General features: G+C 58.6%; 27 protein-coding genes and 1 pseudogene. 17 read left to right on the top strand and 11 right to left on the bottom strand.

Translation table 11 applies throughout. From position 1 onward, the window contains the following. Complete coding sequence (gene cyoA / locus BT199_RS24710) at positions 1 to 924, bottom strand: ubiquinol oxidase subunit II (protein WP_072435629.1); 924 nt, start codon at positions 922 to 924, stop codon at positions 1 to 3. Between the two features lie 397 nt (positions 925 to 1,321). Here cyoA and BT199_RS24705 point away from each other — a divergent pair, with 397 nt between their 5' ends. Together BT199_RS24705 and BT199_RS24700 are read left to right on the top strand one after the other, a co-directional pair. Further along, positions 1,322 to 1,636, top strand: coding sequence for a hypothetical protein (locus tag BT199_RS24705; protein ID WP_072435628.1), 315 nt, complete (start codon positions 1,322 to 1,324; stop codon positions 1,634 to 1,636). Between the two features lie 474 nt (positions 1,637 to 2,110). Next, positions 2,111 to 2,380, top strand: coding sequence for a DUF6555 family protein (locus BT199_RS24700; RefSeq protein ID WP_003190473.1), 270 nt, complete (start codon positions 2,111 to 2,113; stop codon positions 2,378 to 2,380). 55 nt (positions 2,381 to 2,435) lie between these two features. Here the strand turns inward: BT199_RS24700 and BT199_RS24695 are convergent, their stop codons facing one another. The 5 genes from BT199_RS24695 to BT199_RS24675 form a co-directional block, all read right to left on the bottom strand. Then, on the bottom strand, positions 2,436 to 2,645 hold the full coding sequence (locus tag BT199_RS24695; RefSeq protein WP_072435627.1) for a hypothetical protein: 210 nt from the start codon (positions 2,643 to 2,645) through the stop codon (positions 2,436 to 2,438). 211 nt (positions 2,646 to 2,856) lie between these two features. Next, positions 2,857 to 3,090, bottom strand: coding sequence for a DUF2934 domain-containing protein (locus tag BT199_RS24690; protein WP_019821490.1), 234 nt, complete (start codon positions 3,088 to 3,090; stop codon positions 2,857 to 2,859). Positions 3,091 to 3,119: 29 nt separating this feature from the next. Further along, on the bottom strand, positions 3,120 to 3,671 hold the full coding sequence (locus BT199_RS24685) for an ATP-dependent Clp protease proteolytic subunit (protein ID WP_019821492.1): 552 nt from the start codon (positions 3,669 to 3,671) through the stop codon (positions 3,120 to 3,122). Positions 3,672 to 3,724: 53 nt separating this feature from the next. Further along, entirely contained in the window at positions 3,725 to 4,075 is a 351-nt protein-coding gene (locus BT199_RS24680) for a con-10 family general stress protein (protein WP_072435626.1), read from the bottom strand. Positions 4,076 to 4,403: 328 nt separating this feature from the next. After that, a complete protein-coding gene (locus BT199_RS24675; protein ID WP_014718037.1) occupies positions 4,404 to 4,580 on the bottom strand; it encodes a con-10 family general stress protein in 177 nt (58 codons plus the stop codon). A gap of 418 nt (positions 4,581 to 4,998) precedes the next feature. Between BT199_RS24675 and BT199_RS24670 the strand changes: the two genes are divergently transcribed. Further along, entirely contained in the window at positions 4,999 to 6,522 is a 1,524-nt protein-coding gene (locus BT199_RS24670) for a sensor domain-containing diguanylate cyclase (protein ID WP_014718038.1), read from the top strand. Between the two features lie 27 nt (positions 6,523 to 6,549). On the opposite strand, the gene BT199_RS27290 is transcribed toward BT199_RS24670, so the two are convergent. Beyond that, the gene (locus BT199_RS27290; protein ID WP_019821496.1) at positions 6,550 to 6,699 is read right to left on the bottom strand and encodes a hypothetical protein; all 150 of its coding nucleotides are present in this window, start codon (positions 6,697 to 6,699) and stop codon (positions 6,550 to 6,552) included. Positions 6,700 to 6,789: 90 nt separating this feature from the next. Beyond that, on the bottom strand, positions 6,790 to 7,245 hold the full coding sequence (locus BT199_RS24665) for a GNAT family N-acetyltransferase (RefSeq protein WP_003190483.1): 456 nt from the start codon (positions 7,243 to 7,245) through the stop codon (positions 6,790 to 6,792). Between the two features lie 100 nt (positions 7,246 to 7,345). On the opposite strand from BT199_RS24665, the pseudogene BT199_RS27575 reads away from it, so the two are divergent. From BT199_RS27575 to BT199_RS24615, 11 genes and pseudogenes are all read left to right on the top strand, one after another. Then, positions 7,346 to 7,507: pseudogene (locus BT199_RS27575) on the top strand (AraC family transcriptional regulator CmrA); the annotation flags it as partial. A gap of 105 nt (positions 7,508 to 7,612) precedes the next feature. After that, complete coding sequence (locus BT199_RS24660) at positions 7,613 to 8,962, top strand: EAL domain-containing protein (protein ID WP_072435625.1); 1,350 nt, start codon at positions 7,613 to 7,615, stop codon at positions 8,960 to 8,962. Between the two features lie 220 nt (positions 8,963 to 9,182). Next, positions 9,183 to 9,848 carry a response regulator transcription factor gene (locus tag BT199_RS24655; RefSeq protein ID WP_038449765.1) on the top strand — a complete coding sequence of 222 codons (666 nt, stop codon included), beginning with the start codon at positions 9,183 to 9,185 and terminating at the stop codon, positions 9,846 to 9,848. Between the two features lie 139 nt (positions 9,849 to 9,987). Next, complete coding sequence (locus BT199_RS24650; RefSeq protein WP_038449767.1) at positions 9,988 to 10,653, top strand: response regulator transcription factor; 666 nt, start codon at positions 9,988 to 9,990, stop codon at positions 10,651 to 10,653. Between the two features lie 35 nt (positions 10,654 to 10,688). Continuing rightward, positions 10,689 to 13,034, top strand: coding sequence for an ATP-binding protein (locus BT199_RS24645; RefSeq protein ID WP_256575687.1), 2,346 nt, complete (start codon positions 10,689 to 10,691; stop codon positions 13,032 to 13,034). Continuing rightward, positions 13,034 to 15,367, top strand: a complete 2,334-nt coding sequence (locus tag BT199_RS24640; protein WP_072435623.1) for an ATP-binding protein — start codon at positions 13,034 to 13,036, stop codon at positions 15,365 to 15,367. The genes BT199_RS24645 and BT199_RS24640 overlap by 1 nt, the downstream gene beginning before the upstream one ends. Before the next feature lie 277 nt (positions 15,368 to 15,644). Next, on the top strand, positions 15,645 to 16,193 hold the full coding sequence (locus BT199_RS24635; protein ID WP_038449771.1) for a fimbrial protein: 549 nt from the start codon (positions 15,645 to 15,647) through the stop codon (positions 16,191 to 16,193). Positions 16,194 to 16,266: 73 nt separating this feature from the next. After that, positions 16,267 to 17,013 (top strand): fimbrial biogenesis chaperone, encoded by a 747-nt coding sequence (locus BT199_RS24630; RefSeq protein WP_038449772.1) that lies wholly within the window; start codon positions 16,267 to 16,269, stop codon positions 17,011 to 17,013. A 33-nt stretch (positions 17,014 to 17,046) separates the two neighbouring features. Continuing rightward, a complete protein-coding gene (locus BT199_RS24625) occupies positions 17,047 to 19,644 on the top strand; it encodes a fimbria/pilus outer membrane usher protein (protein ID WP_083535094.1) in 2,598 nt (865 codons plus the stop codon). Continuing rightward, the gene (locus BT199_RS24620) at positions 19,641 to 20,765 is read left to right on the top strand and encodes a fimbrial protein (RefSeq protein WP_072435622.1); all 1,125 of its coding nucleotides are present in this window, start codon (positions 19,641 to 19,643) and stop codon (positions 20,763 to 20,765) included. The genes BT199_RS24625 and BT199_RS24620 overlap by 4 nt, the downstream gene beginning before the upstream one ends. 11 nt (positions 20,766 to 20,776) lie before the next feature. Beyond that, positions 20,777 to 21,223 (top strand): ANTAR domain-containing protein, encoded by a 447-nt coding sequence (locus BT199_RS24615; protein ID WP_038449776.1) that lies wholly within the window; start codon positions 20,777 to 20,779, stop codon positions 21,221 to 21,223. 233 nt (positions 21,224 to 21,456) lie between these two features. Here the strand turns inward: BT199_RS24615 and BT199_RS24610 are convergent, their stop codons facing one another. After that, a complete protein-coding gene (locus BT199_RS24610) occupies positions 21,457 to 22,149 on the bottom strand; it encodes an alpha/beta hydrolase (protein WP_038449779.1) in 693 nt (230 codons plus the stop codon). Positions 22,150 to 22,381: 232 nt separating this feature from the next. Here BT199_RS24610 and BT199_RS24605 point away from each other — a divergent pair, with 232 nt between their 5' ends. Then, a complete protein-coding gene (locus BT199_RS24605; protein WP_072435621.1) occupies positions 22,382 to 23,221 on the top strand; it encodes a DNA/RNA non-specific endonuclease in 840 nt (279 codons plus the stop codon). A gap of 3 nt (positions 23,222 to 23,224) precedes the next feature. Here the strand turns inward: BT199_RS24605 and BT199_RS24600 are convergent, their stop codons facing one another. After that, positions 23,225 to 23,443 carry a hypothetical protein gene (locus tag BT199_RS24600; RefSeq protein ID WP_072435620.1) on the bottom strand — a complete coding sequence of 73 codons (219 nt, stop codon included), beginning with the start codon at positions 23,441 to 23,443 and terminating at the stop codon, positions 23,225 to 23,227. Between the two features lie 235 nt (positions 23,444 to 23,678). On the opposite strand from BT199_RS24600, the gene BT199_RS24595 reads away from it, so the two are divergent. Then, positions 23,679 to 24,122 carry a DUF421 domain-containing protein gene (locus BT199_RS24595; protein WP_072435619.1) on the top strand — a complete coding sequence of 148 codons (444 nt, stop codon included), beginning with the start codon at positions 23,679 to 23,681 and terminating at the stop codon, positions 24,120 to 24,122. Positions 24,123 to 24,256: 134 nt separating this feature from the next. Further along, on the top strand, positions 24,257 to 24,406 hold the full coding sequence (locus tag BT199_RS27285) for a hypothetical protein (protein ID WP_019821498.1): 150 nt from the start codon (positions 24,257 to 24,259) through the stop codon (positions 24,404 to 24,406). A 282-nt stretch (positions 24,407 to 24,688) separates the two neighbouring features. Here BT199_RS27285 and BT199_RS24590 read toward each other — a convergent pair whose 3' ends face one another. Further along, positions 24,689 to 26,029 (bottom strand): c-type cytochrome, encoded by a 1,341-nt coding sequence (locus BT199_RS24590; RefSeq protein WP_072435618.1) that lies wholly within the window; start codon positions 26,027 to 26,029, stop codon positions 24,689 to 24,691. Between the last annotated feature and the right edge of the window lie 4 nt (positions 26,030 to 26,033).

The following is a 26,033-nucleotide window of genomic DNA, read 5'->3' as shown; positions in this document are numbered from 1 at the left end:
TTACCGCTCCTCAGCCAGCAGACTTGGGTGTTGATCGGTGCGTTGTGCAGCGTCGCTCAATGGCGAGCGCCGGGGTTTATTTGCCTTGTTCATGCCTTCGTATTTATCGACGATGTCCAGGAACAAGCGCTCCTGTACCGCCGAGTAATAGGTCACCGGGTGCTTGAGGGTCGGCTTGGCCAATTGCGCGTAAGTGCTGTGGTCCAGAGAGGTGGCCGCGCCCTTGACCTTTGTCACCCAGGTTTGAAAGTCGGCAGTGCTCAGGGACAGCGTGGTGAAATGCATGTCGGAAAAACCGGGGCCGTTGTAGTTGGCGGCAATCCCTCTGAACTCACCGGTTTCGTTGGCGATCAGGTGCAACTTGGTCTGCATGCCGGCCATGGCGTAGATCTGCCCGCCGAGTGCGGGAATAAAGAACGAGGTCATGGCCGCGTCGGAGGTGACGGTGAAACTTACCGGCGTGTGTACCGGCAGGGCCAGTTCGTTGACGCTGGCGATGCCCAGGTCAGGGTAGATAAACAGCCATTTCCAGTCGGTGGCCACCACCTGCACATTGATCGGCGGGGTGTCTGACTCCAGCGGGCGATAGGGGTCGAGTGCGTGGGTGGTCTCCCACGTCACCCACCCCAGGACGATGATGATCAGCAGGGGAACGCCCCATACCACCGCTTCGATTTTGTGCGAACTGGCCCCGCGGGGGGAGTAACGCGCTTTTTTATTGGTGGCGCGGTAGCGGTAGGCGAAGACAAACATCATCACAATCACCGGAACGACCACCAGCAGCATCAGGCCCGTAGCGAGAATAATCAGGTCGCGCTCATCGGTTGCTACTTGCCCCTTGGGGTTGAATACCACCAGGTTGCAACTGGTGAGTAAGAAGAGGCTGGTGATAGTGACCAGGCAATAACCCATCGCTCGTTTCATGCCTTGCTCCTGTATTGGAAACTTGCGTTTTGCTGTGCCGAATCAGTGCTCAAGCGTTAACTAAGCGAAGCGCTTGTTAACCTCAGGAGCCGTCAGGTGTTAAACACTCGGCAATAAGGTGCCGTCAGTAGAAAAAGTGCTTCTACTGCTCGGTTTTATTGGCTTTTGCTGTCGCTCTGCAGGGCGCCTTTCGCCGCGCTCCCGAACATTTTGAATAGAGCCCGGTGGGTTGGTTTAACAATTTGTTTCCTCGCCTGACGAACGGTTTAACAGGCGAAACGGTAAAAGGTTTTTATCGGTGCATGATGGAGGTGGCCTTGCAGAAAGTCTGAATTCTGGTTAGGGATTTCAGTCGTTAGTTGATGGCCAACCCCACTAACGGTTTTGGAGAAGCGCTATGTTTATACGTGGCAACACCTATAAAGCCTGGGTCTCAAAAGTACTGAAAGAAAAATGCTTCACCCGGGAAGTCGAAAACGGCTGCCATATCGAAGTCAGGGGCCGAGAGCGGGAGGACGCTGATATTGAAGTGCTGCTCTGCGTTTATACCGCGACGGGGCAATGCGTGGTTGAACGCATCAAGCAGTTGCCGGGTGCCGAATGGACGGTGAATGACGCGCTCAAACGCGGTATTGATCAGGCGGAACGGATTGCCGGAGGTGAGTCCGGCCGACTGCCCTGTGCTGACGCTCACGTGCACGACGACGATTGAGTGGCTCCGCGATCTTGAATGTGGGAGCTGGCTTGCCTGCGATGACGGCCTGACAGCCGGCGCCTATCTTCCTGATCCCAAACGATCCAAATGTGGGAGCGGGCTTGCTCGCGAAGGCAGCCTGACAGCCGACGAGGATTTTGGTCCGACAGGCAAGCTTGGACCTCGGTGCGTCGGTTGGACAAGCGTCGGCTGCCCGGCCGTCACGGGAGCAAGCTCCCTCGCCATAGGGTGTAGCGTGCGGCAAAATAAAAAAGCCCGCACAGAGTGCGGGCAAGACAGGAGTTTTTACCAAGAGCCTGGAGTGAACAGACTCAGTATTAAGAAACAAAAGAAGCATAAGCAGTTTTATTTTTTTAATGCGAGGCCGACGAACGGTAGTGCAACAGCAAGTGCGTGATCGTCGTCATTAAAACATTAAAATTTCTGAACCTTCGTTCTGAGCAAATAACAAAAAAATCAGAAGGAGAGGTTATGAAAAATTCTTTATATGTCATCGAATACGAATACCACCACGAGCCTAAGTCTTTCATTATAAGAGCGGAGGTGATGAATAACGCAGAGGCGTGGCATTGGGCCTGTTGCGATGCAGGCATTGGCATTATTCCCAGGTCGCGTAATGAAAAGATCAAACGCATCAGTAAACCGCTGGCCGAGCGCTACGGTCTTGAGAATGTAAGATGGCGCCCGTCTGGGAGTATCCCGTTTATTGCAAAGCCTTATGTGCCGCCGCCACCCGAATGAATGTATTTTTAATGGACGGTGTCCATGCGGGTGGCGGTAGGGGCGAGGCGCGTGTTTACTGTTGTTTGCGTCGCTCCTGCAACATGCACAACTTTTGCACGCTGCGTTGAAGTGCCTCTTTCATCAGGTCGGCTGCATAGTGTTGCTTGCAGGCCGGGCAGAGCATGTCAGAGGCCGACGACACCAGAAAGTCGGGGTCATCCAGCGTCGATTCGTAGGGTTGTTTGCATTGCAGGCAACTTCGGTTCGCTTGTAGATGGATCACATCGATTCCTCCCTGAATGAACGGCCACTCTCGATTAAGAAATGGGCGTTTTCAACTGCTAAAAAGGAAGAATTCAAACAAGCGATTAGTTGATGTTTTAATGCCAGTATCGAGAGGCGGCGGGGCGGGGATGACGCTTGGACGGCTGCCGATGTTTTAGAACCCTGGCGGGTTTATCGACAGGCGCGTCCTCACTCTCGGCTCTGTGGGTTCAGCTGTTGGGTTTTCTGCTGCGGGTTTTTTGCCCGGCGGCGGTCGCCTGGCGCTTTGATCGGTCCGGGTTGGGCGGGGTGACGCTACTTTCTATCGAGCCTGCCAGGCCGTCAGTCGGCGGGGTTGTCAGCTCCTCCCTGGCTTGTAGCCAGTGCACGAAATCCTGACCGTCAGGCTTCCCTTGCTGTTCCCAAATGCGGTACGCGGTGAGTCGGATCGTTTCTTCGTCCATTGTGAGGCTCCCCTATTGAATAAAAGGTGCTAGGAGTGAATGAAGCTGCTCACGAACTCCGCCTTGATCACGGGCAGTTCGATCCCATGGATCAAGCCGGCGGTCAGCGCTTGTTGCGGATCAAGAATGCGGGGCGCGGCGATCAGGTACTTTTCGGTCTCCAGTTTTTCGACGGCATCGGCGGTGCGCTCGGCCACGATGCGTGCGTACAACTGCAAGTCGTAATCGAGGCTCATCGCGTATTCGGACATGCGCGAATGGTCAACCGCGCCTTGCACATGCCAGTGGAAGGGGTGGAACAGGAATTTGCTGTGCTTGCAGGCGGTCCTGCGCTCACCAGCCAGAAAGATGATATTGCCCATTGATTCCACTGTGCCGAGGTTATGGGTATGCACCGGAATCGGCAGGGACAATAAAAAGTTGTACATCGTAAAGCCGTAGCTGCATTCACCACCCATGGTGGCGATATTCAGTACCAGGCCCTGGGCATCTTGTTGTACGGCCAACGAGGCTTTTTCAATCAGTTGGCTGCACGTAGAAGCGGTGACCGGTGCGGTGAAGTTGATAATGTGTAAAGGCATGGTGTCCCTCATCAATGAAAGCAGGGGAGCACGGCTCCCCTGCATCAAGCACATCAGCTTTTGCGTCCGCCGCCGTGGCTGTGTTCGCCACCTTTACGCCCGGCTTCGGAAGCTTGTTCACGGTCGTTGGCAAAATTGCCGCCACTGTTCTGGCCGCCTTTGCTGCCCGCCTCGGCGGCGCGTTCGGGGTCATTCTTGAAATTGCCCCCGCTGTTCTGGCCGCCTTTGCTGCCGGCTTCAGCGGCGCGCTCGGGATCATTCTTGAAGTTCCCGCCACTGTTTTGGCCACCTTTGCTGCCGATCTCCTGATAGAACTCTTTGTCATGGGACGCAGAAGTGGCCTCGCCGCCTTTTTTACCGGCTTCGTTGACGCTCATGTTGCCTTGCTTGTCTTGAGTAGTCATGTTCAGTTACCTCGTCGTTATGTCGGTAATGTAACGTTCACTTCGATTGTGCTGGAAACGTGCACTTGGTCGCGTGCATCAAGCTGCACGATTACAAGTGCCTTTCACACAAGGGTGGCGTTTTAGATACACTTATCGTGGCTTCGGCTTGTTCAACAAGTTGCTGATGTTCGTAACACGCAGACGTATTAGAACGCAGGCCAGTCCTTGCTTTAGTTTGCACTTCTACAATCGGCCTGCGAGCTGGCTCGCCGCGCTGATTATCAATGGACGCACGCATGATCAATGCCCTTTGTTAACAAACGGAACAGCGGTACTGCCCGTGTGGTCAGGACTTACGCCCCCCACCATGACTGTTCTGGCCGCCTTTACGCCCGGCTTCCGCGGCTTTCTCGCGGTCGTTGGCGAAATTGCCGCCAGAGGCCTGTCCACCTTTCTTTCCCGCCTCTGATGCTTTTTCGCGATCGTTGGCAAAGTTTCCAGGGTTTTTATTGCTCGTCGTCATAACAATACTCCCAGTTTTGAAATGTCGTTTCGCTAGTTGCCCGTTTATGCAACGGACATCTTTTCTGATAAGGGAAAGTGCGCAGATGTTTTGAAATTTTTTAAAAAGGGCGATGAACGGTAGAGTGGCAGATTAAACTTGTACAAGTAGGCTCAGAAAGTGCCGCTTCGTATAAGTTTTTCTGCGTCGATTGATATTGAATTAATAGCGACCTTAACGGTTGGTTTAGCATTCAATACCCTGTTTTGATAGTGGTCATTAAAGGCGCTGGCTCCTCTGGCCGGCGCTCAGCCGCACACTCTGTTGCTGCAGCCCGCACAGACTGCTTGTATGCTGGCACTCTGGAACCGGTTGCCCCTGTGAGTACCGACGTTCGAATGATGGCTGGATGGAAACCGGACTTCCTTAAGGTGCTGACGTGAAGCGTGATACCCGTCTTGTGATGCTCTTGCTGTTGGTGATCGGCTGTTCCCTGACTTCGCTGACGATTTGGAAAGTCCTGTCTTCCCGCGACCGTGCGCTGGCGGAAGTGGACGTGCATGGCTTGAACCTGACCCAGGCCCTTAACACCTATACCGAAGGCATCGTGCGGCAAAGCTCGTTGCTGTTGCTGGGGTTGGTGGAGCGCCTGGAAACCGAAGGCAGTGGCCCGGTGCAAATCCAGCGCATCAGTACGCTGATCAACCGACAGCAGCCGCTGATGCCGCAGCTCAGCGGCATCACCATTTATGATCATCAGGGCCGGTGGCTGCTGTCTTCCAATCGTGCGATTCCGGAGGGCGCCAATAGCAGTGATCGGGCCTATTTCATCCACCATCGCGACGATCCGAGCGCTGAACCTTTTATTGGCCCGCCGATTCAAAGCCGCGCCAACCATGAATGGGTGGTGACCATCAGCCGCCGTTTCAACGACGCGGCCGGCAACTTCGCTGGCGTGGTCGCTGTGACCCTGGGGGTGGAAAACTTTCTGCGGGTATTCGGCAAACTCGATGTGGGCCAGGAGGGCGCCATCGGCCTGTCCTACGCCGACGGCACGTTGCTGGTGCGTTACCCCTTCCGCGAGCAGGACATGGGCCGCAACTTTTCCACCTCGCCTATTTATTCCAAGTACCTCGTCGACCAGCCTGTGGGCACTGCGGCCTATACCTCCAGCCTGGACGGGGTAGAGCGACTCTATGCCTTTCGCAAAAGCGAAACCCTGCCGCTGATCACCACGGTCGCGTTGGGCAAGCACGAAGCCCTCGCGGCGTGGCGCATCGAGGCGGCACTGTCAGCGGTCGTGGTGGCGGGGCTGCTGGGGCTGACGGGGCTGATCGGCTGGTTTCTGATCCTGGATATCCGCAGGCGTACGGCGGCGGAAGAGGCGTTGCGTGTCGCCCAGCAACAGTTGCTCGACTCCAATCGGCAGTTGGCACTCTTGGCGAAGAAGGACGCGCTGACCGGCCTCGCCAACCGCCGCTGTTTTGATGAAACGCTGGCCGTGGAAGCGCGTCGGGCGCAGCGCGAAGGTACGTCGCTGGCATTGCTGATGCTCGATATCGACCATTTCAAACGCTTTAACGATGCCTTTGGTCACGTCGCGGGAGATGCGTGCTTGCAGGCAGTCAGCACGTTATTGGAAACGTGCGTGCGGCGCCCGTCGGACCTGGTGGCGCGCTATGGCGGAGAAGAAATGGCGATCATCCTGCCCGCGACTGACAGCACAGGCGCTGCGGTGGTCGCGCAACGCATTCTTTCGCGCCTACAGCAGGAGAACATCACACACCCAGGCAGCCCCTTCGGGCGCGTGAGCGTGAGTATCGGCGTTGCGACGGGCATGGGCTCACGGCTGGAGCCGGTGTTGGGTTTGGTCGAGGCGGCCGATGCAGCGCTTTACGGTGCGAAGGCGGCGGGGCGCAATGGGTTCAACGTGCATCCTGCGCACGTGACGTCGAGCGGCTGAAACGGCTTTTACCTGGGTATGCGCGGCTCACATCCCAAGCGTCGGGATCATGAGTTCGCCGCACTCCATCAGTTGGCCAGCGGTGACTTGCAACTGCGGGGTGGGTTTGGCCGCATAGCCTGCGATGAAGCCGGCACTGAGCAGTGCCAGGCAGAGGACGGCTTTTTTCACAAGCATGCGCAGGGTCTCAATCGGTTCAAAAGGGTGAACCACAGATTGCGCATTCGAGAAAAGGTTCCCGCCCGCGCAGAAGGCACCTTATGGAGCTCAGCGAATGAACCTGACGTACACACGTTCAGGGTCGTTATCGTCCAGATTCTCGATCTGCCCGCTGGGAATAAAGCCGGCTTTCGTCAGCAGGGCCTGGGACGCGCCGTTGGAGGCATTGGTCGATGCGAACAGCTTGGGCGTCTTGCAGGCTGCTTCGGCCGCTGACAGCAGACGAAGGGCGACGCCTTGGCGCTGGTACAGCGGTGAAACCACCACCAGCGCAATAAACCCATGGTTGAAAAAGTCGTGGGTGAGCACCAGGTAGCCGGCGCACACGTTAGCGTCGGCGGCTACCAAGCATTGCTGGCGAACCACGGCGTCATAGATAAACACACGACGGCTGGCATGCTCGGTTGCGTAGGCATCCAGTGCGACCAAGGCATGCACATCGTCGGGGGTGGCTTGGCGGATCAGCCAGTGTGGGGCAGCGGGGGGCAGAAGGTATTCAGCCATGGTCGTTAAGCATCCTCTGTTTAAACACTTCATTACCCCTCGAGCTTGATTACATCGTCACGACAGCGAACGCGCCGCCTTATCGATAGCATATCGTCCGCGGCAACTGATGCTCAATCAGGTCTTGGACGCAGGCCAGGCGAGCAGCCCGGTGGGCTATGAAAGCGCCTCGCAATTGAGCCGCGAATACAAGCGACTGTTTGGCGCGCCGCCCTTACGGGATATCCGGCGTATGCGTGATGGGGCGTATACGGCTCAATAACGGCTGATGGCAGCCACGCCGGCTTTTAGTCCCAGTCCTATTTGTTTCTTTTTTGGCGCTGATAAGCTTTTTCCCTGAAGAAATAGTCTCGGGAAATTCCTTGTCATGATCCTAAATGTCGCCGTGCCCAACGAGTTCAGCGCGTTACGTGTAATCACGCTGGCATCCGATGCGGCGTGCGCACATCGGCTTGCATCCGCCTTGAGTGGCTTGGGCGTTCTGCCTCTGGCCAACGTCGACTCGCTGGATGCGCTGCAAGCGTGGCTGGATGATTATCCGGTCGATGTCATCGTGTGTGAAATTCGCCCTGAATGCGGCGATGGCTTGATGTTGCCGAGCTTGCTCAAGGCTCGTCACGAGTCAGGCAAACTGGCCCAGTTTCCAGGCATTTTCTGGATGGGCGAAACCACGCTGGGCGCGCCGGGTGGGGCCGCTGACGGTGCACGTACGTCTGTACGTGAAAGGTCGGCCAAGCCGCTGTGGGTCAAGTACATGGGTGGAGTCGCGGTCAGCGCCCTGGAGTCCCATGCCCGTTTGGCGAGGGCGGCGGGCATTTTCGTCGAGATCGTGCGCGAAGGCGGTACTCTGGACCTGGGCGATGCATTGCGCGCCACGGTATTGACCCGCGTGCAACCCGACCCCTCGCTACGCAAAAACACCTTCGACGCCTTGGCCGAAGATGAGGTGATCCATGCGCTGACGACAGGCGACGGGCTGCGCTTTGTGTTTCAACCGCAGTTCGAATTGCTCAGCCGGCGCATTGTGGGGGCCGAAGCGTTGGTGCGCTGGAAGCACCCACGCTTTGGTGAAGTACCGCCTTCGGTACTGATGCCTTTGGTCAACCGCCTGGGCCTGGATTTGCTGTTGTTCAGCCTGGTGGAGATGTGGACGATCAAGGTCATGCTGTCGCTCAAACGCGCGAACATCCAGATTCCCATCGCCGTGAATGCTTCAGCCAAGACGATTTGTACGTCCAACTTCGCCGATCGCCTGGCGGCCAGAATGCGCCAGGCAGAGCTGCCCAATCGCCTGCTCAAGATCGAGCTGACCGAAGACGTCCCCGAACCCAATGAGCTGCACCTGTCGGCTTCGTTAACTGCGATTCGGGCCAAGGGTTTCCAGGTGTCGATGGACGATTTCGGTACCGGGGCGGCAACCTTCGCCTTACTGGCAAACCTGTCGTTTGACGAGATGAAAATCGATGGCTCGTTTGTCCGGGGTGTCGAACAGCATTCCTCGTCGCGCAATGTCATCGCCGGCATCGTCAACTGGGCGCGGCTGCTCAACCTGAGCCTGGTGGCGGAGGGGATCGAGGATGAGTCGACGATCCCGTTGCTGCACCGTTTGGGCTGCCGGGTTGGACAAGGCTATGCCTTGGCGCGGCCGATGGAAATCGATGCCTTCCTGAACTTTGTGACCCAACAGAACAGCAACGGCGCCTCGGCAATTGAGTGAGCCATACGCTTTTAAGAGCAGTCTGATATTCATCGGGGCGCCATTACATTAAGTTGCGCATCGTCTGATTTTTCAAATGTTCAGTGCTTTTGAATATCCTGCTGCTGAGGCGTAGTCGCTCGGCTGGCGAACTGTGCGCTTGAAAAGTCGAGAACTAACTAACAGTCGATAAGTTTCGGTTCTCGTCTTTTTGCTCGTTATAAAGAGTGTTCCTTGATCTATGAAACGTTTACACATTGCTTTGCTGGATGATCATGCAATTGTACGACATGGTTTAGTCAATCGACTGGTACAGGAACCGGACTTTGAAGTGGTCGGCGTGTATAGCCGTAGCCGTGATCTGATGGCTGGGCTGGCGACCGAACCGGCTGAGATATTGCTGCTCGATTTTGTGCTCGGCCCCTGCGAGCTGGATGGTATTTCGTTGATTCGCGCGCTGCGCGTGAAGTTTCCAACCTGCCGGATCCTGATCTTTTCGACGCACCACGATGCGGCGACGGCAATTCTGGCGTTACGGGTGGGCGCACGCGGGTTTCTGGGCAAGGGCGAGGACATGGAGCAGTTGATCTGCGCAGTCCGCCTGGTGGCCTCGGGCGCGGTGTACTTGAGCCCGGACATGGCCTACCGCGTGGCGGAAGCTACCGCCGTGAGCTATGACGGCGAGGCCAAAGGCCGGGATGAAGCCCTGCGCTTTGTCAGCCTTTCTGCGCGCGAGCAGGAGGTGATCCGGTGTTACCTGGCCGGCATGACCATCACGGAAATCGCCGAGAAATTCCACCGCAGTATCAAAACCATCAGCTCGCAAAAAGCCTCCGCATTTCGCAAGTTGGGGGTGATGTCGAACAATGAGTTATTCAGGATCAGGCATATTATCGAAGGGGTTTGAGCGGCACGAATTCATCTGCTGTGCGCGTGTCATTTTGCGGCTATTGCATATACTCATGTGCGTATTAGACGTTGTATCGATGAGTTATCCCTGTATTTCGACGGTGCGGTGCGCGCCGGGCCGAGAGGGTACGATCACGATGAAAACCATACGCATTGCGTTATTGGATGACCACGCGGTCGTTCGGCACGGCCTTGCCAATACGTTGGCGGCCGAAGCGAACTTTGAAGTGGTTGGCATTTATGAAAAAAGCCGCGACTTGATTGCCGGCCTTGTTACGGCACCTGCAGACTTACTGCTCCTGGATTTCTCTCTTAATCCCAATGAGTTGGACGGTGTATCACTGATCCGCGCGTTACGCGTCAAATTTCCAAACTGCCATATTCTGATCTTGTCCAGCCATCATGACCCGGCGACAGTGGGCCTGGCCATGCGAGTGGGGGCTCGTGGTTTTGTGGGTAAGGGCGAAGACATGAGCCAGCTGGTGAAAGCGATTCGCAAAGTCGCAGCGGGCGCTGTGTATTTGAACACCGATATGACCTATCGCTTGGCGGAAACGGTCACGGGTGAGACGCGTGAAAGCACCAGCGAGGAGCGCGATGCGCTGGCCTTGGCGGAATTGACGAGCCGCGAGCAGGAAGTCATTCGCTGTTATCTGGCAGGTATGACCGTGAGTGAAATTGCCGAAAAATTCAATCGCAGCATCAAAACCATCAGCACGCAAAAAACGTCTGCATTCCGCAAGCTTGGGGTGACGTCTAACAATGAGCTGTTCAAGCTCAACAAGATCATCGGTACTCCATGAAAAGGGCGCTGTGTGCCATCGCGTTATGTGGCTTGATGGTAGTGCCTGCTGTACGGGCCGGGCCGGTCGTGCTGAGTGCAGAGCAGAAGGATTGGGTTCAGACGCATCCAGTATTACGGGTCGGCGTGGTCGAAGACCTGTTGCCCTTCGAATACATCAGCGACGCAGTCGTGCGCGGGCGGTCGATAGAGTATTTGCAATTGGTCACGGCCGCGACCGGCCTTCAGTTCACGTTCGTACCTGGAAAGACGCTGGCCGAGCGCGAGAAAATGTTGCTGGAAGGCCAGGTTGACCTGCTGTCGTCTTATTTACGCTTCAGGTCTGAACCTACTACCAAGGGGCTTCGAACGCTTGCCTACGAATCGACCTCACCTGTCATTGTGACGCGGGTTGAGAGCCCAGACGCTTTCGATCTTGATCAACTGCAAGGCAAAACCATCGCGATACCCACCAATGTGGCGTATTACGAGCAAATCTTTCGGCGCAAGGGCGTGCAGGCCAATTTCAAAAAAAGCGCTTCGGCCCTGGAGATACTGACCAGCGTTGAAGACGGCAGCGCCGACGCGGCAATCGCGTCAGCCATCTTTCTAACGCCTTATCTGTATCAACGGTTCCAGGGCATTCTGGAAGTATCCGGTGTGCTCGGCAGCCAGGTGCTGGATGTGAGTATGGCGACCCGTACAGACCAGGTCATGCTGTATTCAATACTGGAGAAGGTGTTCGCCTCCATCACCGTCGAGCAACGCAACCGGCTGTATGGGCGCTGGTACCAGGATCTGGACCTGAATGTTCCATCGCTGCCCAGTATCGCCGCCCATTATTTGCATGTGTTGATCCTTGGCGCGCTCGTGCTGGTCAGCCTGTGCGCACTGCTGTATCGAGGCCAGCGTCAACGGCGCCTGGCGGTGCGTAACGAGCAGGAAAAAACCATGTTTCTGGCGGTGATGGGGCATGAAATCCGATCACCGATGAACGCAGTGCTGGCGGCAATGGAATTGCTCGGGCACACCCGGCTCAACCAGCAGCAGCGCCATTTGGCCCATCTGGCTAACAGTGGTGCCAACGCCTTGGGGCGGCTGCTGGATGATGTTTTGGACAGGCCCGGCTCAATTGCCAAACCGCCAAGGCTGGCTGTCGAGGCAATCGACATTGAGGCATTGGTTCAAGGTGTAGTCGGGTTGCATCGACTGCGGGCGCGGGAAAAACACCTGAGCTTGAACTGCCATATTCAGGCGCAGTTGCCCTTGTTATTGCTAGACAGCTCCCGGCTCACGCAGATTTTTCATAACTTGCTATCCAACGCCATCAAGTTTACCGATACGGGCGGTATCGACATCGACGTAGCGTTAGCGGTGTCAGCGGACGGCACCGCGCAATTGCAGATTGAGGTTCGCGACAGTGGAGTCGGTATTTCAGACGCAGCGCAGGCCGCCCTGTTTCGCCCTTATGCCCAGGCCCGAGAGTCTTCCCGGCGCACAGGGGGCACCGGGTTGGGCCTGATGATCTGTCGGCAACTGGTGGGTTTGATGCAGGGGACGTTGACGCTGACGAGCGAGCAGGGCTCAGGCACGACAGTGGCTATCCGCTTACCGGTGAGCATCGGCGAGGAGCCACCGGTCTTGATGCCGCAAGCGGCACCCTCAGCCCTGCCAACCGTAAGCGGCCTGCAGATTCTGGTGGTGGAAGATACCTATGCGAACCAGGAGGTTTTGCGTGCGCAGATCAGTGCATTCGGCTGCCAGCCAGTGATCGCTGCCGACGCCGCGCAAGCCTGGCCGCTGTTCAGGGCAACCGTATACGACCTGGTGCTGATGGACTGTGATTTGCCCGATGAAGACGGTTATGGCCTGGTGCGCAGGTTGCGCGCCCTGGAAATACAACTGGGGCGCACACGCAGCCCGATTATCGCGATCTCTGCCCTGACCGGCGACCGTCATCTTCAACGCTGTATCGAGGCGGGCATGGACGCGACGCTGAGCAAACCCATACGCCTTGGGCAGTTGTGCGAGGTCATTGAGCGCTGGTGCGGGATCAAGCTGGCCGCACCCAGTACCAGCTTGATGGCGCCTTTGCTGGATCAAGCCGCAATCAACCGTGAAATGGCCGGTGACCTGGCAAACCTGGTCAAAGCCGTCGCCCTGTGCGACCGCGAATCGGCTCAACACGTGGCTCATCGATTGCACGGTGCGGCGTTGATCATGGAGTGGTCGGCATTGGCGCAGGCCGCCGAGTACATGGAGCGTCTGCTGTATGGCCAAACGGAGTGGGGGCCGGTGCACGCCCAAGCCCTGCGGCCGTTGTTGCAGCAGTGGGCCGCGTTGAGCGGCGATACAGCGCTCGACATACTGCCGGCGACGCGTGCGCAGCGGACGGCCCGCTGATGAGGCGCCTGCTGCTGGTACTGGCATTGGTGTGCCTTCCGGCGTCGGCAGGCGTGTACGCCAGTTCGCCACCGATGACGTTGACGCAGCAGGAGGTGGACTGGATCGCTGCTCATCCGGTGCTCCGTGTGGGGGTGTTCGAGGACCTGCTGCCTTTCGAATACATGAGCGGCGGCCAATTGCGCGGTCTATCAGCCAAATATCTGAGGCTGATCGGCCTGCGTACCGGCCTGCATTTCGAGCCGGTGCTGACCACCACGCGCAGTGCGCGCAAGGAGATGCTGATCAGCGGTGAGGTGGACATATTGTCCACTCGACGTCGTTCCGACGACCCGGCCCAGGATCGTGGGATGCTTTACACCCTACCCTACAACACCAGTTCGACGATCCTAGTCAGTCGTTTTGGTGATCAGCCCCTAGCGAATCTAGAGCAGTTGGCCCATAAACGATTGGCCATGTTGGGGCGCGAAGTCTATGGCGCCTTCTTGCGCGAAGAGGCGCCAGGGGTCACGCTCATCGCCGCTCAGAACGCGGTCGACATGATGGCGATGGTCAAGGACGGCAAGGCGGACGCTGCTATCGCTTCGGAGTGGTTGTTGATCCCGTATCTTTCCCGCCAGTACCAGGGCGTATTGCAGATATCCGGCGTGGTGCCCCAATTGCACACCGGCGTCAGCATGGCGGTGCGTGACAGCGATGAAATCCTGCTGTCGATCCTGGAGAAGGCATTGGCCTCCATCACCGGGGATGAGCGCAAGGCGATCTTCGATGCCTGGTTTGCCGACATGAACCTGGATATCCCGACCATCAGGTCCATCGCCGAACATTACGCGGGTGAGTTGTGGCTGTTGCTGGCCATTGTGCTGCTGCTCATTACGCTGGTGTGGCAAAGCCGGGTCCAGCGGCGGCGCGTCGTGCAGCGCGAGCGCGAGAAGGCGATGTTCCTGGCGGTCATGAGCCATGAAGTCCGCTCACCCATGAACGCGGTGCTGGCGGCGGTTGAGCTGCTTGAGCACACGCCACTGGACGAACAACAGCGGCACTTCACCGACCTGGCCAATACCGGCGCCAATACCTTGCTGCGCCTGGTCGACGATGTGCTGGATATCTCCAAGATGGAGGCCGGGCAATTGCAGCTCAATCTTGAGCCGGTGGATCTGTGGTCATTGCTGCAACAGCAGGTGGATGATTACCGAGTCTATGCCGAGGAAAAGGGGCTGACGCTGACATTGACCGGTCAACGCCCCGTTGCTTCAGCATTGGTTGATGACCAGCGGGTGGCCCAGGTGCTGCGTAACCTGATATCCAACGCCATCAAGTTCACCGAGCACGGCCGGGTCGAGGTGCAATTGCTGTCGCCGGACACTCAGCCGGGGGCCAGTTCAGACGTGTTGATGCGTGTGGTCGACACCGGCATTGGTTTGTCCGACCAGGCGCAAGCTGCTCTGTTTCGGCCCTATGCCCGCGCCAGGCAATCATTCAAGCGCAGTGGCGGCACCGGTTTGGGGCTGGTGATCTGTCGCCGTTTGGTGAAGTTGATGCACGGCGAGCTGACCTTGAGTAGCGTCCCGGGGAGCGGCACCCAGGTCGAAGTGAGGTTGCCCGCCGAGTGGGCTGGAGCGCTTGAGCCGCCTGTGCGGGCAGCAGATCCTGATGCGGCGTCCAGGGAGGTTTCATTATGGGTGCTGGTGTCGGGAGGCGAATATACCGATCAGCAAGCAGTGCAGGCATTGCTTCGAGGTTTTGGCCTGGGCGTACGGCTGGCGGCCAAGGGTGACGAGACGCTGGCGCTCTTCAATCAGCACAGGGTCGATCTGGTACTGATCGATGAGCATCAGGCGTTCAACCTGAGCGGCCCTATGCGCGACGTGGAGCGCCAACAACAGCGCGGGCATTGTCCAATCATTGCGATGTCGCAGGTAACAGGTAATGACTATCTTGAACGCTGTTTTGAGGCCGGCCTGGACGGGGTGCTGAGCAAGCCGGTGCGTCAGGACAAATTGCAGCAAATGATCGAGCTGTGGTGCGATCAGGTCCTGATACCAGCGGCGCAGGTACACAGCGCCTCAGGGCAGGAGCGGGAAGGGCGGCAAGAAGCGCTGCGCCAGGATCTGAACCGTCTGTTCAGCGCTGTTGCCCTGCGTGATCGCCCGGTTGCCCTGCAGGCGGCGCATCGGCTAAAGGGGGCTGCACAGACGGTAGGCTGGACTGCGATAGCGGCCGGCGCCGAAGGGATCGAGTCGTTGTTGCGCGATGAAGTGAACTGGCCAACCGTAGCGGTTGCGGATCAACTCAATCTTATGGCGCAAGACTGGGCTGCGGCCGTTTATTGAATAACGCGTCTTGCCTCGACAGCCTGGTTTTTAGGACCACTCCTATAGACGAAGTAGTGACCCTCCCAACAAATAACATAAGTTGAAGTACGTAAGTTTTTGCCGAGCGAAACAGACGTTAATTGTTGAAAATATTGAGTGGCTTAGTTGTTTTTAGGAGCACTCCTATATTGGGTGTTGCGCGGACTCCCTACACTTCACTGCGCAACAACACAGAAGTTATCCAGCACCGGAAACTTCTTCACTTACCTGGTATATCGCTCTCTCGGAGTTACTCATGAATTATAAAGCCCGCGTCCTCGCTGCATTGGTCGCCGCAACCGCCACCTCAGCTGCCATGGCTTCGGATGGCACCATCAATTTCAACGGTGAACTGAAGGCCGAGACCTGCCAGGTTGCAGTGAATGGGGCGGCCGGCTCGGCAGGCACTACCGTCACGCTGCCGACTATCTCCACTGCCTCGTTGACCTCGTCTGGCCAAGTGGCCGGCCAGACCGGTTTCAGCATTCAGTTGAGCAAATGCTCGGCAGCGCTGAAAACCGCAGCTGCGTTCTTTGAAGCCGGCGGTTCGGTTGATCCGGCCAGCGGCAACTTGAAGAACATCGGCGGCGGTGCTACCAAGGTTCAACTGCAACTGATCGACGCATCCAATGGCAAGTCCATCAAAGCCGGTGACACCGCACAAGTGGCTTCCACCAGCCGTATCGCCATCGACGCCACCGCACTCAGCGCAGACCTGCCGTACGCTGTTCAATACTACGCCCAAGCCGCGACCACGCCGGGCACCGTTATCAGCAACGTGACTTACTCCATCAATTATCAGTAAGTCGCCGGTAATGACTACACGCCCTGTTGAATAGTTAAAGGGCGTGTTTTCGGGGCGGCATTGGGACTACGTCATGCCTTGCATACTTCCATTTAAACAAATGCTTCTGGCAAGTCTTGTGGCAATTGGGTGTTCCCAGGCGCTGGCAGGTGTGGTGATCACCGGCACCCGCGTGATCTACCCGGCAGACCAGAAAGAAGTCACAGTAAAACTCAATAACAACGGTACTCAACCCGCGTTGATGCAAGCGTGGATTGATACCGGCAGTGTGGAGTCCACGCCCACCAGCTCCAAGGCGCCGTTTCTGCTTTCGCCTCCGGTGGCGCGTATCGACCCGACCAAGGGCCAAAGCCTGCGCGTATTGTTTACCGGGGCAGCGCTGCCCCAGGACAAGGAGTCGGTGTTCTGGCTCAACGTGCTGGAAATACCACCCAAACCTGAGGCCGGGGCAGACCTGAATACTCTGCAAATGGCCTTCCGTTCGCGGATCAAATTGTTCTACCGCCCGACGGGCCTTGCAGGCACCGCCAGCGAAGCGATCGAGCAGGTGCAATGGCAACTGGTGACGGCCCGCGATGGCCAGGGCCTGGCTCTGCGAGCGTTCAATCCATCGGCTTTTCACGTATCGCTGGTTGAGCTGGACTTGGTGTCTGGCAGTCAGCGCGCGCGCAGTGAGGACGGCATGGTGGGCCCGGGTCAAACCCGGCAATTCCCGCTGCCGACGCTTAAAACCCGACCAGCCCCAGGCGCACAGGTGGAGTTCAGCGCAATCAACGATTACGGCGCGCTGATCCCGACTCGGACAGCACTCAAGCCCTGAACCATTCCTGACGTCTTTACCCGCGAGTCATTTATGCAGACCTCTTCCCGCTCCAGGCCGCCCCTGGGGGCGCAGCCTCGCTTCGCCCTGAATCCGCTCACCCGCTTGATACTCAAGGTATTGGCCGCCGCGCCATGCGCCTGGGGGGGCCACGCCGCGTTGGCGCAAGAGGTGCAGTTCAACGATGCATTCCTGCCGGAAGACTCACGCAATCTTGACCTCGGCAAATACCAGGCCGGCAACCCGGTGACCCCGGGGCAGTACCGTGCGGACGTTATGCTCAACGGCCAGTTGAACAGTCGCCAGGACATTCGTATCGAGGCTCAGCCCGACGGCAGCAAGCCGGTGGTGTGCATGGATCATGGCCTGCTTGAGCGCCAGGGCGTGAACATCGCCAAACTGTCACCCGAAGCCAGCCTGGCGCTTGAGGGTCCAGGCTGCACGGCGTTGGGCAGTTTGATTCAGGGCGCCAGTGCGAACTTCTCCCCGGAGAACCAGGCACTTGACCTCAGCATCCCTCAGGCGGCCTTGAAGCGTAACTCGCGTGGCTATGTCAGCCCTGAACTGTGGGACCGTGGCGTCACTGCAGGGATGCTCAGTTATAACTTCAATGCCAATCGCAACCGCACCCGCAGCGGCACCAATGACTCGGCGTTCCTGGGGCTCAATGCAGGCCTCAATCTGGGCGACTGGCGCTTGCGTCACAATGCCTCGATGAGCTGGCAATCGCGCAACGGTAGCCAGTACCAGGCGTTGGACAGCTACGCGCAACGCGATATCACTGCGCTGAAAAGCCAGCTGACTGTAGGTGAGTCCAACACCAGCGGTGAGATCTTCGACACCTTGTCTTATCGCGGCGTACAGTTGGCCAGTGATGACCGCATGTTGCCCGACTCCATGCGCGGATATGCGCCGGTTATCCGTGGCATCGCCCGCACCAATGCGCGTGTCACCATTCGCCAGGCCGGCAACGTGCTGCTGGAAACCACGGTCGCCCCCGGCGCCTTCGTCATCGACGACCTGTACTCCACCGGCTACGGAGGCGACCTCAACGTGAGCGTGGCCGAGGCGGACGGTACCGAACAAAACTTTATCGTGCCCTACGCCTCGGTCAGCCAGTTGCTGCGCCCTGGCACCTCGCGTTTCAGTGTCACCGCCGGGGAAACCCGCAACAACTTCGTTGACGAGCAGACGCGCCTTTTGCAAGGCACGCTGCAATATGGTCTGAACAACACCTTCACCGGGTTTGGCGGTGTGCAATCAAGCGATGACTACGCGGCCATCCTCACAGGCGTAGCGTTCGGCACGCCGATTGGCGCGATGGCGGTGGACGTGACGCACGCCCAGACCGATCTGGCTGCCGGCCGGGCGAAGGGGCAGAGCATGCGCCTGTCCTACAGCAAGAACATCCTCAGTACCGGCAGTAACTTTTCGGTAGCGGCCTATCGTTTTTCTACCCGTGACTACCTGGACTTCAGCAATGCCGTGCAGCTGCTCGATGCCGAGAAAAACGGTTGGGACACCAGCGAGTTCGGCCGCCCGCGCAGCCGCTTGTCAGTCACCGCCGACCAAAGCTTCGGGCCCTGGGGTCAGGTGTCGATCAGCGGCTATGCCCAGAACTACTGGAACCAGCAGGGCAGCGACGTGCAGTACCAGTTCAGCTACAGCAAGCAGTTCAACCGGGTGAGTTTCAGCCTGAACGCTAACCGCAGCCGGATGGGCCTGGGCGATATGGAAAACAGTTTTCTGCTGACCATGAGCATGCCCCTGGGATTCGGCGGCCCGGGCTATGGGCCGCAAGTGACGGCACAGCTGGGCCGGGACCCCCGAGGCCATTACAGCGAGCAGGCGGGTATCAGCGGCACCGCCGGCGAGGACCGCCAGTACGGCTACGGCGCCACCTTCGGCCATGACGGTGGCAGCAATACCAAGAGCGCAGCCCTCAACGGCCAGTATACCGGCGCCCGCGCCATGCTCAGTGCCGCCCTGGGCCGGGGCGATGGCTATACCAGCGCGTCGGTGGGCGCCAGCGGCACGGTGGTAGCCCATGTCGACGGGGTGACCATGACGCCTTATCGCGGTGAAACCATGGCCGTGGTCAGCGCCCCAGGCGCCGAGGGCGCGAAGGTCTCCGGCTACCCGGGCCTGAGGCTCGACGGCAGCGGCAACGCCGTGGTGCCCTACCTGCGCCCGTACGAATTGAACGAGGTGGCGATCGACCCGATCGGCAGCTCCCTGGACGTAGAGCTAAGTGAAACCAGCCAACAGACCGCGCCGCGTGCCGGTGCCGTTGTGCACCTCAAATACGCCACCAACCAGGGCCGCGCGGTGCTGCTCAATGTGCGCCTGGACGACGGCAGCAGCCTGCCGTTCGGCGCGGGCGTGACCGATGGCGAGGGTGCCACCGTGGGCGTGGTCGGGCAGGGCGGTCAACTGTATGCGCGGATCAAACCCGAAACGCGCCGTTTGCTGGTCAACTGGGGCAGCCAGGCGCAGCAGCAGTGCGCCCTGACGATCCCGCCGGGCCCCGGCGATGGGCAACAGCTGCAACAAGTAGACGCCGTGTGTGCGGCCGGCAAACAGGTCGCTGACAGCGTGCGGCCCAACACCCAGCAAAAGGTAGCGTTATGAACATCGGCTCTTTGATCAAACTGGGGGGGCTGGGCTTGGCCTTGTGGGCGTCGGCCGGCACGGCCATGGCAGTCACCTGTTCCTATATGGACGGTACCCGGCCTGCCGTGGGCTCAATGCCGTTGCAGATCTCGGCGATCACCGTCGGGCGGGATGTGCCGGTGGGCACTGAGGTCTACCGTCAAAAGTTCAGCATGGCCTCAGGTCAGGCGGTGAAGTTGGAGTGCCTTGTCGCGCCGTTTCAGCAGTGGACCGACCTTATCGTTGAATCCAGCCAGGCTCTGGCCAATGTAACCAGTGGCACCTATGCCAATAAAGTCTACAGAACCAGCATCCCCGGATTGGGCGTTGCTTTCAACAGCAACGGTGGCCTGCTGCCCAGGCAAAGCGCCAAGGCATGGACCTCGTGTTCGGCGGGTTTCAGATGCATCGTGCCTTTTGACGGGCCTTCGAACTTTGAACTGATCTTGATTAAGATCGGCGAGGTGACGCCAGGTGTGCTGGTGGGCAGTACATTGCCGATCGTGAGCCTGTTCGGCAATTTCGGCGACGCCAGAATGAGCGGCTTCAGGATGGGCATTTCCGGGAGCATCCAGATTGTCTCGCGCACCTGCATCACACCGGATGTCTCGGTACCGATGGGCACCCACCTGGTCAACAAATTCACTGGCCTCAACAGTTCCACCGGCTGGACGGACTTCTCCATTGCGCTAAATGACTGCCCGGCGTTCAACGGCATATTCTCCGCCGCGGGTCCCGGCTGGATTTCGCAAGGTGGTAACTCACCCTCAGGCACCGGCACCAGCGGAACCCGCGTCAACAACACACTGCAATACCGCATCGACCCGGCTCGGACTGCCATCAATGCAAGCAACGGCATCCTGAGCCTCGACCCGAGCACCGCCGGCAACGCGCCTGCTGCGACTGGCGTCGGCATTCAGGTCGCCACCAGTAACGGCGTTGCCCTGCCGCTGGCAAGCAACCAAAACACGGGCCTGACCCTCAGGAGCACCGAAAGCAGTTATGCCATCCCACTGCGAGCGCGCTACCTGCAAACCGGGGCCAAGGTCACGCCGGGGCCGGCGAATGCGTCGGCAACCTTCACGATCATTTATCAGTGAGCGGTGGGAACATGACCAATAAAGCGCTACGCATTCTGATTGCCGATGGGCAGCATTTCTACCGCTTGAAAATCGAACGGGCGTTGAACCAGCTGGGCTATTACCGCATCGCGCCGATACACCGGCTGGATGAAGTATTGAGTGCAGTGGATTTCGGCGATACGCCGCTGGATGTGCTGATCATCAATGCCGCCCTGGCGCACAGCGTCAAATTCGATTTGCTCTGGTTCATCAGGGACAACCCACAGATTCGTCATGTGTTGATCTATGGCCAGAGCGAACGCGCTTCGCCCGCGCTTGCGTGGTGCCATGCGCCCAACGTGCTGACCAGCACGGCGCCGTTGCCTGATCTGCAAGCGCTGGAGGCGTTTATGAGAAAGGTTGATGGCAAGGCTGGTTGGGATAATCAGGGCAATGGGTCAAATAAGCCATCGGGCGCTAAGCACATCACTTTTTGAAGGTGACCTGTGTGTTCGTCCCGATGCTCTCTGAGTACGATAAAGCTGTGCTTTTTGTTGATGCTCTGGTGCGACAAACAGCGCCGCCAGAGTGTCTTCATATACGCAACTGAAACCCAGTGTTGAGAGTGCTCAGAAGGGTGACCGGCAATGTTGTGGGAAAGGGATACGGCGCGTTCAATTGGACGCAACGCTGAACGCGCCATTGGGGACAGCCATGTCTGATCACACCATCACGACAACGAACGCGCCGCCCTATCGATAAACGCAGCGACCTCTACCGGCCTGGACGCCAGGGAGGCGTGGCTGGCATCCAGGGTGATGGTTTCCCGGGTGCCTAGGCGTTTGGCCATGCGCACCTGGTTATCGGGATGGATCATGCGGTCCTGGCTCGAAATCTGGTACCAGGACGGTTTGTTCTTCCACGCCGGGTTGCTGATCACATCGCCAAAGGTGCTCGCTAGCGGAGCCTTTTGGGTGACGCCCATGACTTGACCTTCTTGCTGGGGCAGGTCCTGGCAGAAGCTGTCGTGGAACTGTTCAGGCTTGACCCACAGATAACCGTCGCTATCAGGCGCCAGGTTGGGGGCGGCTTCTGGCAGATGTTCCTGGGTGATGCCGCCTGGGCTTTCGCCGTCATCCGGGGCGAATGCCGCGATGTACACCAGGCCTGCGACATTCGGTTCATTACCCGCCTGAGTGATGACGGCGCCGCCATAGGAATGCCCCACCAACAACACCGGGCCTTTGATTTGCGCAACCATCTTGCGGGTACGCTCGGCATCGTCGGCCAGCGAGGTCAGCGGCATCTCCACCGCATGCAAATCGGTATAGCCCTTTTTGTGCAGCTCGATAATCACCCGGTTCCAGTGCGCCGCACCGCCCCAAAAACCATGGACCAAGACAATTGCCGGTTTCCCACTCATGTGTAAGTTCCTTGTGCGTTGATGAGGTGATGCTATCGCCCGCCAAAGGGCGGCGTTATGGATAACACAGTTATGGGTGCGATGGCGCGCGCGGGGGGTACGTTCGTCGGCCTGATTGCTGTCGTTGTTTAGAAATGTTTATGTGATTCAATGGTCATCTCGGCTTGCGCAGGAAGCGCATCAGCCGAGGCCATTTTGATCTTTCAAGAAATTCATCCCAAGGAGTAACACCATGCAAGGAAGCACATCGTTCAAGTACCTGGCGTTTTCGTTGATCCCATTGATGGCCGCCTGTACCACACCCTCGCGTCAGTCCGCCGTCCTCCCTGCGCCACCTTTGTCGTTCGATAACTGTGCGGTTGGTTGCCCCACCGGTGGCAGCCCGGTGACGTTGAACCGCCAGGCCTACACGTTGAACAACAACGGCTCGACCAAGTTTGCCAACTGGGTCTCCTACAAGATCACTAAGACCACTGCCGCCAGCGGGCGCTCCCGTGACTGGCGCACCGACCCGGATATTCCAGCCGGGGAAACCCTGGACCCGGTGGATTACAACGGCGCCAACGTCGCGCTCAAAATCGACCGTGGGCATCAGGCCAACCTGGCTTCGATGGCCGGGGTGGCCGATTGGCAAACGCTCAACTACTTGTCGAACATCACCCCGCAAAAGGCCGAGCTCAACCAGGGGCCCTGGGCGCGCCTGGAAGACCAGGAGCGCAACCTCAGCAAGGAACCAGGCGTCGATCAGGTGTATGTGGCCACCGGGCCGCTGTATGAGCATTTTGTCGGCTCGTTGCCGGGCACGAACAAAGTGCACACCATCCCCAGTGGCTATTGGAAAATCATTGTGGTCGGCAGTTCGCCGGAAACGGGCCTGTACGCCTCATTCGTGATGAACCAGGAAACCCCCAAGGGCGCAGATTTTTGTGATTACCAGGTCACTGTGGATCACATCGAGGAGCGCTCGGGGCTGACGTTCTGGAGCACCTTGCCGCAAGCGATGCAAGCCACGCTGAAGGCCAGGCAGGGCCAGTTGCCGAGTCGGATCGGCTGTAACCGAACCAAAGCCTGACGCCTAGTCGGCACACACCAACGAGGGCCTGCGGCTGTTGTTCTTGCCCAGGCGCTCATGCGTGGCGACGTCTGTGGCCTGTTCACGCAGTGCTTCTTCGAGCACTTGCAGATGCTTGGAAAGGATTTTCACCGACCCACTCGGGTTGGCGGGGTCGAAGGGGATGCGGCCATTGGCAATCAGCACCATGGCCAGTTCCCAGGCGCGTTGTGAGTCGTTCATGACAGGGGTTTCCTTCTTCAGCGTGATCGATATAGAGCTGTGACCCGCTTCAAACACCCCGGTATCAACTGGGTTGCTGCCGAAATTTCGATCACTTCAACGCTTCAGTTGCGCCGAAACCATCATCTTTTTAGATGGTGGCCGCGAAGTGTCGAAAGAATGAACCTGAGCGGCGCGGTGGTCACCTAATCCGTATGAATCGGTCGTTTCCCATTCAATGATCCGAGGGGCAACCATGGACTCTGTACTGCGGGCTGTGGCGATTTACCTGGTGCTGCTGGTGCTGTTCAAAGTTGCCGGCAGGCGCACGCTGGCCGAGCTCACCACTTTTGACCTGGTGTTGTTGATGGTCATCGGCGAAGCCACCCAACAGGCGTTGCTGGGCGAAGATTTCTCGATGACCAACGCCGTGCTGGTCATCGCCACCCTCATTGCCATCGACATTGGCTTCTCGCTGGCCAAGCAGCGTTCAGCCTGGTTCGCACGGGTGCTCGATGGCGGGCCGACGGTGCTGGTCGAGCAAGGCCGGGTGCTGCATAAACGGCTCAAGCATGCGCGCCTGGACGAGGGCGACATTCTTGAGGCGGCCCGGTCCACCCAAGGGCTTGTCGAACTCAAGCAGATCCGCTTCGCGATTCTTGAGCGCAACGGCAAGATTTCGGTGATCCCGTTTGAATAAAACGCGGCCCCATTCGTCAGCCAAGGGGCTATTTTTTGAACGCCAGCGCTTCTGTTCCAGACAGATAGATCATGGGCGGACGAATTCTGCTTTCGTCACGCCGATAACACACACTTGCCAACAGGTGAACAATCATGAAGAAGCTTTATATGTGCGTGGGCCTGTGCAGCGCGTTCCTGCTGCACGGCTGTTTTGACAACGCTGACAACGCCACTAAAGACAACAACAGTGGCACCCAGTCGTCGGTGCAGATGCAGGAAGGCAAGGCGGACGAGAGCAAATAGAGCGGCCTGCCAGCCGCCGCTTATATCATTGATGCTCATTGCCGAATGTGGGAGCTAGCTTGCCTGCGATAGCGGTGGTTCAGTTAACGATGCAGTGACTGACAGTCCGCCTTCGCGGGCAAGCCTGCTCCCACAGGGGACCTGTGCCAGGCGCTGATTTTGTGGGCAATGCATGGCCAGTGTGGGAGCTGGCTTGCCTGCGAATGCATCGACTCGGTTTACCTGAGGAACCGAGGTGTTTGCATCGCAGGCAAGCCAGCTCCCACCGTTGATCGCGACCGATCAGCGCATATGCAGGATGATAGGGCTACTGCTCGCCGGGTCGGTATGCCCACGCAACTTGCCCACGGCCTTTTCATCGACCGCGCCGCCGTGGTTGCCCCAGGTGCCGCGCACGTAGCTCAGCACGTCGGCGATTTCCTGGTCGGACAATTGCTCACGAAACGCGGGCATGCGGTAGGCGTCTGGCATCCCGGCGGTGACCACGCGTTGTGAGCCGTTGAGGGTGATGTTGATCGCGGAGGCGTTTTCCGTGGCCAGGGCCGAGGTGGCGCCGGCCAGGGGCGGCATCCAGTCGGGCTGGCCTTTGCCGTCGAGCCCATGGCAGGAGGCGCAGCGGGTCGCGTAAATATGGGCGCCAGGAGCATCCTGGCGCGCTGTTGCCACTTGATACTGCCAAGGGCTGCCGTCACGCTGCGGGTCGCCGGGCAGTGACTTGAGGTAGCGAGCGATCGCGGCCAGGTCATCGTCCTGCATGAACTGCGTGGAGTTGTTGAAGGCTTCGGTCATCGAGCCATAGACCACGGCATGCTGGTTGCGACCGGTCTTGAGGAACTGCACGATCTGTTCCTCACTCCAGCGCCCCAGGCCGGTGTTGTGGTCCTGGCGCAAGCTGGGGGCGTACCAGCCGTCGAGCAGGGCACCGGCCAGGAATGGCGCGCCGGATTCGTCCAGGGCCTTTTCGTTGAACGCCAGCCCCCGTGGCGTGTGGCAACTGCCGCAGTGGCCCGGGCCTTGGACGATATAGGCGCCCCGGTTCCACAGTGCGTCCTGGCCGGGCTTGGCGGCATAGGTCGCGGTCGGTGCAAACACACCGTTCCACAGGGCGATGGGCCAACGCAGGTTGAGCGGCCAGGGAATGTCGCTGGGGATATTAGGCTGGTTGGCCGGTTGCACGCCTTTCATGAAAAATGCGTACAGCGCCTGGATGTCATCGTCGCTGAGCTTCACATAAGACGGGTAGGGCATGGCCGGGTAGAGCCGTCGCCCGCCCGGTGCTACGCCGTGGCGTACGGCGCGGTCGAAGTCGGCCAGGCTATAGGCACCGATGCCATGCTCACGGTCGGGGGTGATGTTGGTGGCATGGATCGCCCCCAGCGGAGTGGCCATTTCCAGGCCACCAGCGAATGGCTGCTTGCCGGCCAGGCTGTGGCAGGCCACGCAGTCACTCACGCGCGCGACGTATTCGCCGCGACTGACCAACGCGGGGTCGAAGCTCGTGGCCTGTTGCTGTTCAAAAGGCGAGGCAGGCTCGCGGGTGACATACCAGGCCAGCAGGCCGGCGGCGACCACGCAGGGCAGCACCAGCCACCCTGCGGTTCTTGCGAATCGGCGGTTATTCATGGGC

Origin of the sequence: Pseudomonas sp. NFR02 (assembly GCF_900119375.1) — a bacterium.
Classification (GTDB): domain Bacteria; phylum Pseudomonadota; class Gammaproteobacteria; order Pseudomonadales; family Pseudomonadaceae; genus Aquipseudomonas; species Aquipseudomonas paracarnis.
Note: the sequence above shows the minus strand (reverse complement) of the source record. Positions and strands in the feature narration are given on the sequence as shown.

Coding starts and splice junctions, on each gene's coding strand:
- BT199_RS27285 (WP_019821498.1), top strand. CDS start 24,257: ATGAAGAAGCTTTATATGTGCGTGGGCCTGTGCAGCGCGTTCCTGCTG.
- BT199_RS24630 (WP_038449772.1), top strand. CDS start 16,267: ATGCCTTGCATACTTCCATTTAAACAAATGCTTCTGGCAAGTCTTGTG.
- BT199_RS24645 (WP_256575687.1), top strand. CDS start 10,689: ATGGTAGTGCCTGCTGTACGGGCCGGGCCGGTCGTGCTGAGTGCAGAG.
- BT199_RS24660 (WP_072435625.1), top strand. CDS start 7,613: ATGATCCTAAATGTCGCCGTGCCCAACGAGTTCAGCGCGTTACGTGTA.
- BT199_RS24665 (WP_003190483.1), bottom strand. CDS start 7,245: ATGGCTGAATACCTTCTGCCCCCCGCTGCCCCACACTGGCTGATCCGC.
- BT199_RS24625 (WP_083535094.1), top strand. CDS start 17,047: ATGCAGACCTCTTCCCGCTCCAGGCCGCCCCTGGGGGCGCAGCCTCGC.
- BT199_RS24600 (WP_072435620.1), bottom strand. CDS start 23,443: ATGAACGACTCACAACGCGCCTGGGAACTGGCCATGGTGCTGATTGCC.
- BT199_RS24650 (WP_038449767.1), top strand. CDS start 9,988: ATGAAAACCATACGCATTGCGTTATTGGATGACCACGCGGTCGTTCGG.
- BT199_RS24655 (WP_038449765.1), top strand. CDS start 9,183: ATGAAACGTTTACACATTGCTTTGCTGGATGATCATGCAATTGTACGA.
- BT199_RS24690 (WP_019821490.1), bottom strand. CDS start 3,090: ATGGACGAAGAAACGATCCGACTCACCGCGTACCGCATTTGGGAACAG.
- cyoA (WP_072435629.1), bottom strand. CDS start 924: ATGAAACGAGCGATGGGTTATTGCCTGGTCACTATCACCAGCCTCTTC.
- BT199_RS24685 (WP_019821492.1), bottom strand. CDS start 3,671: ATGCCTTTACACATTATCAACTTCACCGCACCGGTCACCGCTTCTACG.
- BT199_RS24675 (WP_014718037.1), bottom strand. CDS start 4,580: ATGACGACGAGCAATAAAAACCCTGGAAACTTTGCCAACGATCGCGAA.
- BT199_RS24700 (WP_003190473.1), top strand. CDS start 2,111: ATGAAAAATTCTTTATATGTCATCGAATACGAATACCACCACGAGCCT.
- BT199_RS24605 (WP_072435621.1), top strand. CDS start 22,382: ATGCAAGGAAGCACATCGTTCAAGTACCTGGCGTTTTCGTTGATCCCA.
- BT199_RS24705 (WP_072435628.1), top strand. CDS start 1,322: ATGTTTATACGTGGCAACACCTATAAAGCCTGGGTCTCAAAAGTACTG.
- BT199_RS24640 (WP_072435623.1), top strand. CDS start 13,034: ATGAGGCGCCTGCTGCTGGTACTGGCATTGGTGTGCCTTCCGGCGTCG.
- BT199_RS24680 (WP_072435626.1), bottom strand. CDS start 4,075: ATGACTACTCAAGACAAGCAAGGCAACATGAGCGTCAACGAAGCCGGT.
- BT199_RS24635 (WP_038449771.1), top strand. CDS start 15,645: ATGAATTATAAAGCCCGCGTCCTCGCTGCATTGGTCGCCGCAACCGCC.
- BT199_RS27290 (WP_019821496.1), bottom strand. CDS start 6,699: ATGCTTGTGAAAAAAGCCGTCCTCTGCCTGGCACTGCTCAGTGCCGGC.
- BT199_RS24615 (WP_038449776.1), top strand. CDS start 20,777: ATGACCAATAAAGCGCTACGCATTCTGATTGCCGATGGGCAGCATTTC.
- BT199_RS24595 (WP_072435619.1), top strand. CDS start 23,679: ATGGACTCTGTACTGCGGGCTGTGGCGATTTACCTGGTGCTGCTGGTG.
- BT199_RS24620 (WP_072435622.1), top strand. CDS start 19,641: ATGAACATCGGCTCTTTGATCAAACTGGGGGGGCTGGGCTTGGCCTTG.
- BT199_RS24590 (WP_072435618.1), bottom strand. CDS start 26,029: ATGAATAACCGCCGATTCGCAAGAACCGCAGGGTGGCTGGTGCTGCCC.
- BT199_RS24610 (WP_038449779.1), bottom strand. CDS start 22,149: ATGAGTGGGAAACCGGCAATTGTCTTGGTCCATGGTTTTTGGGGCGGT.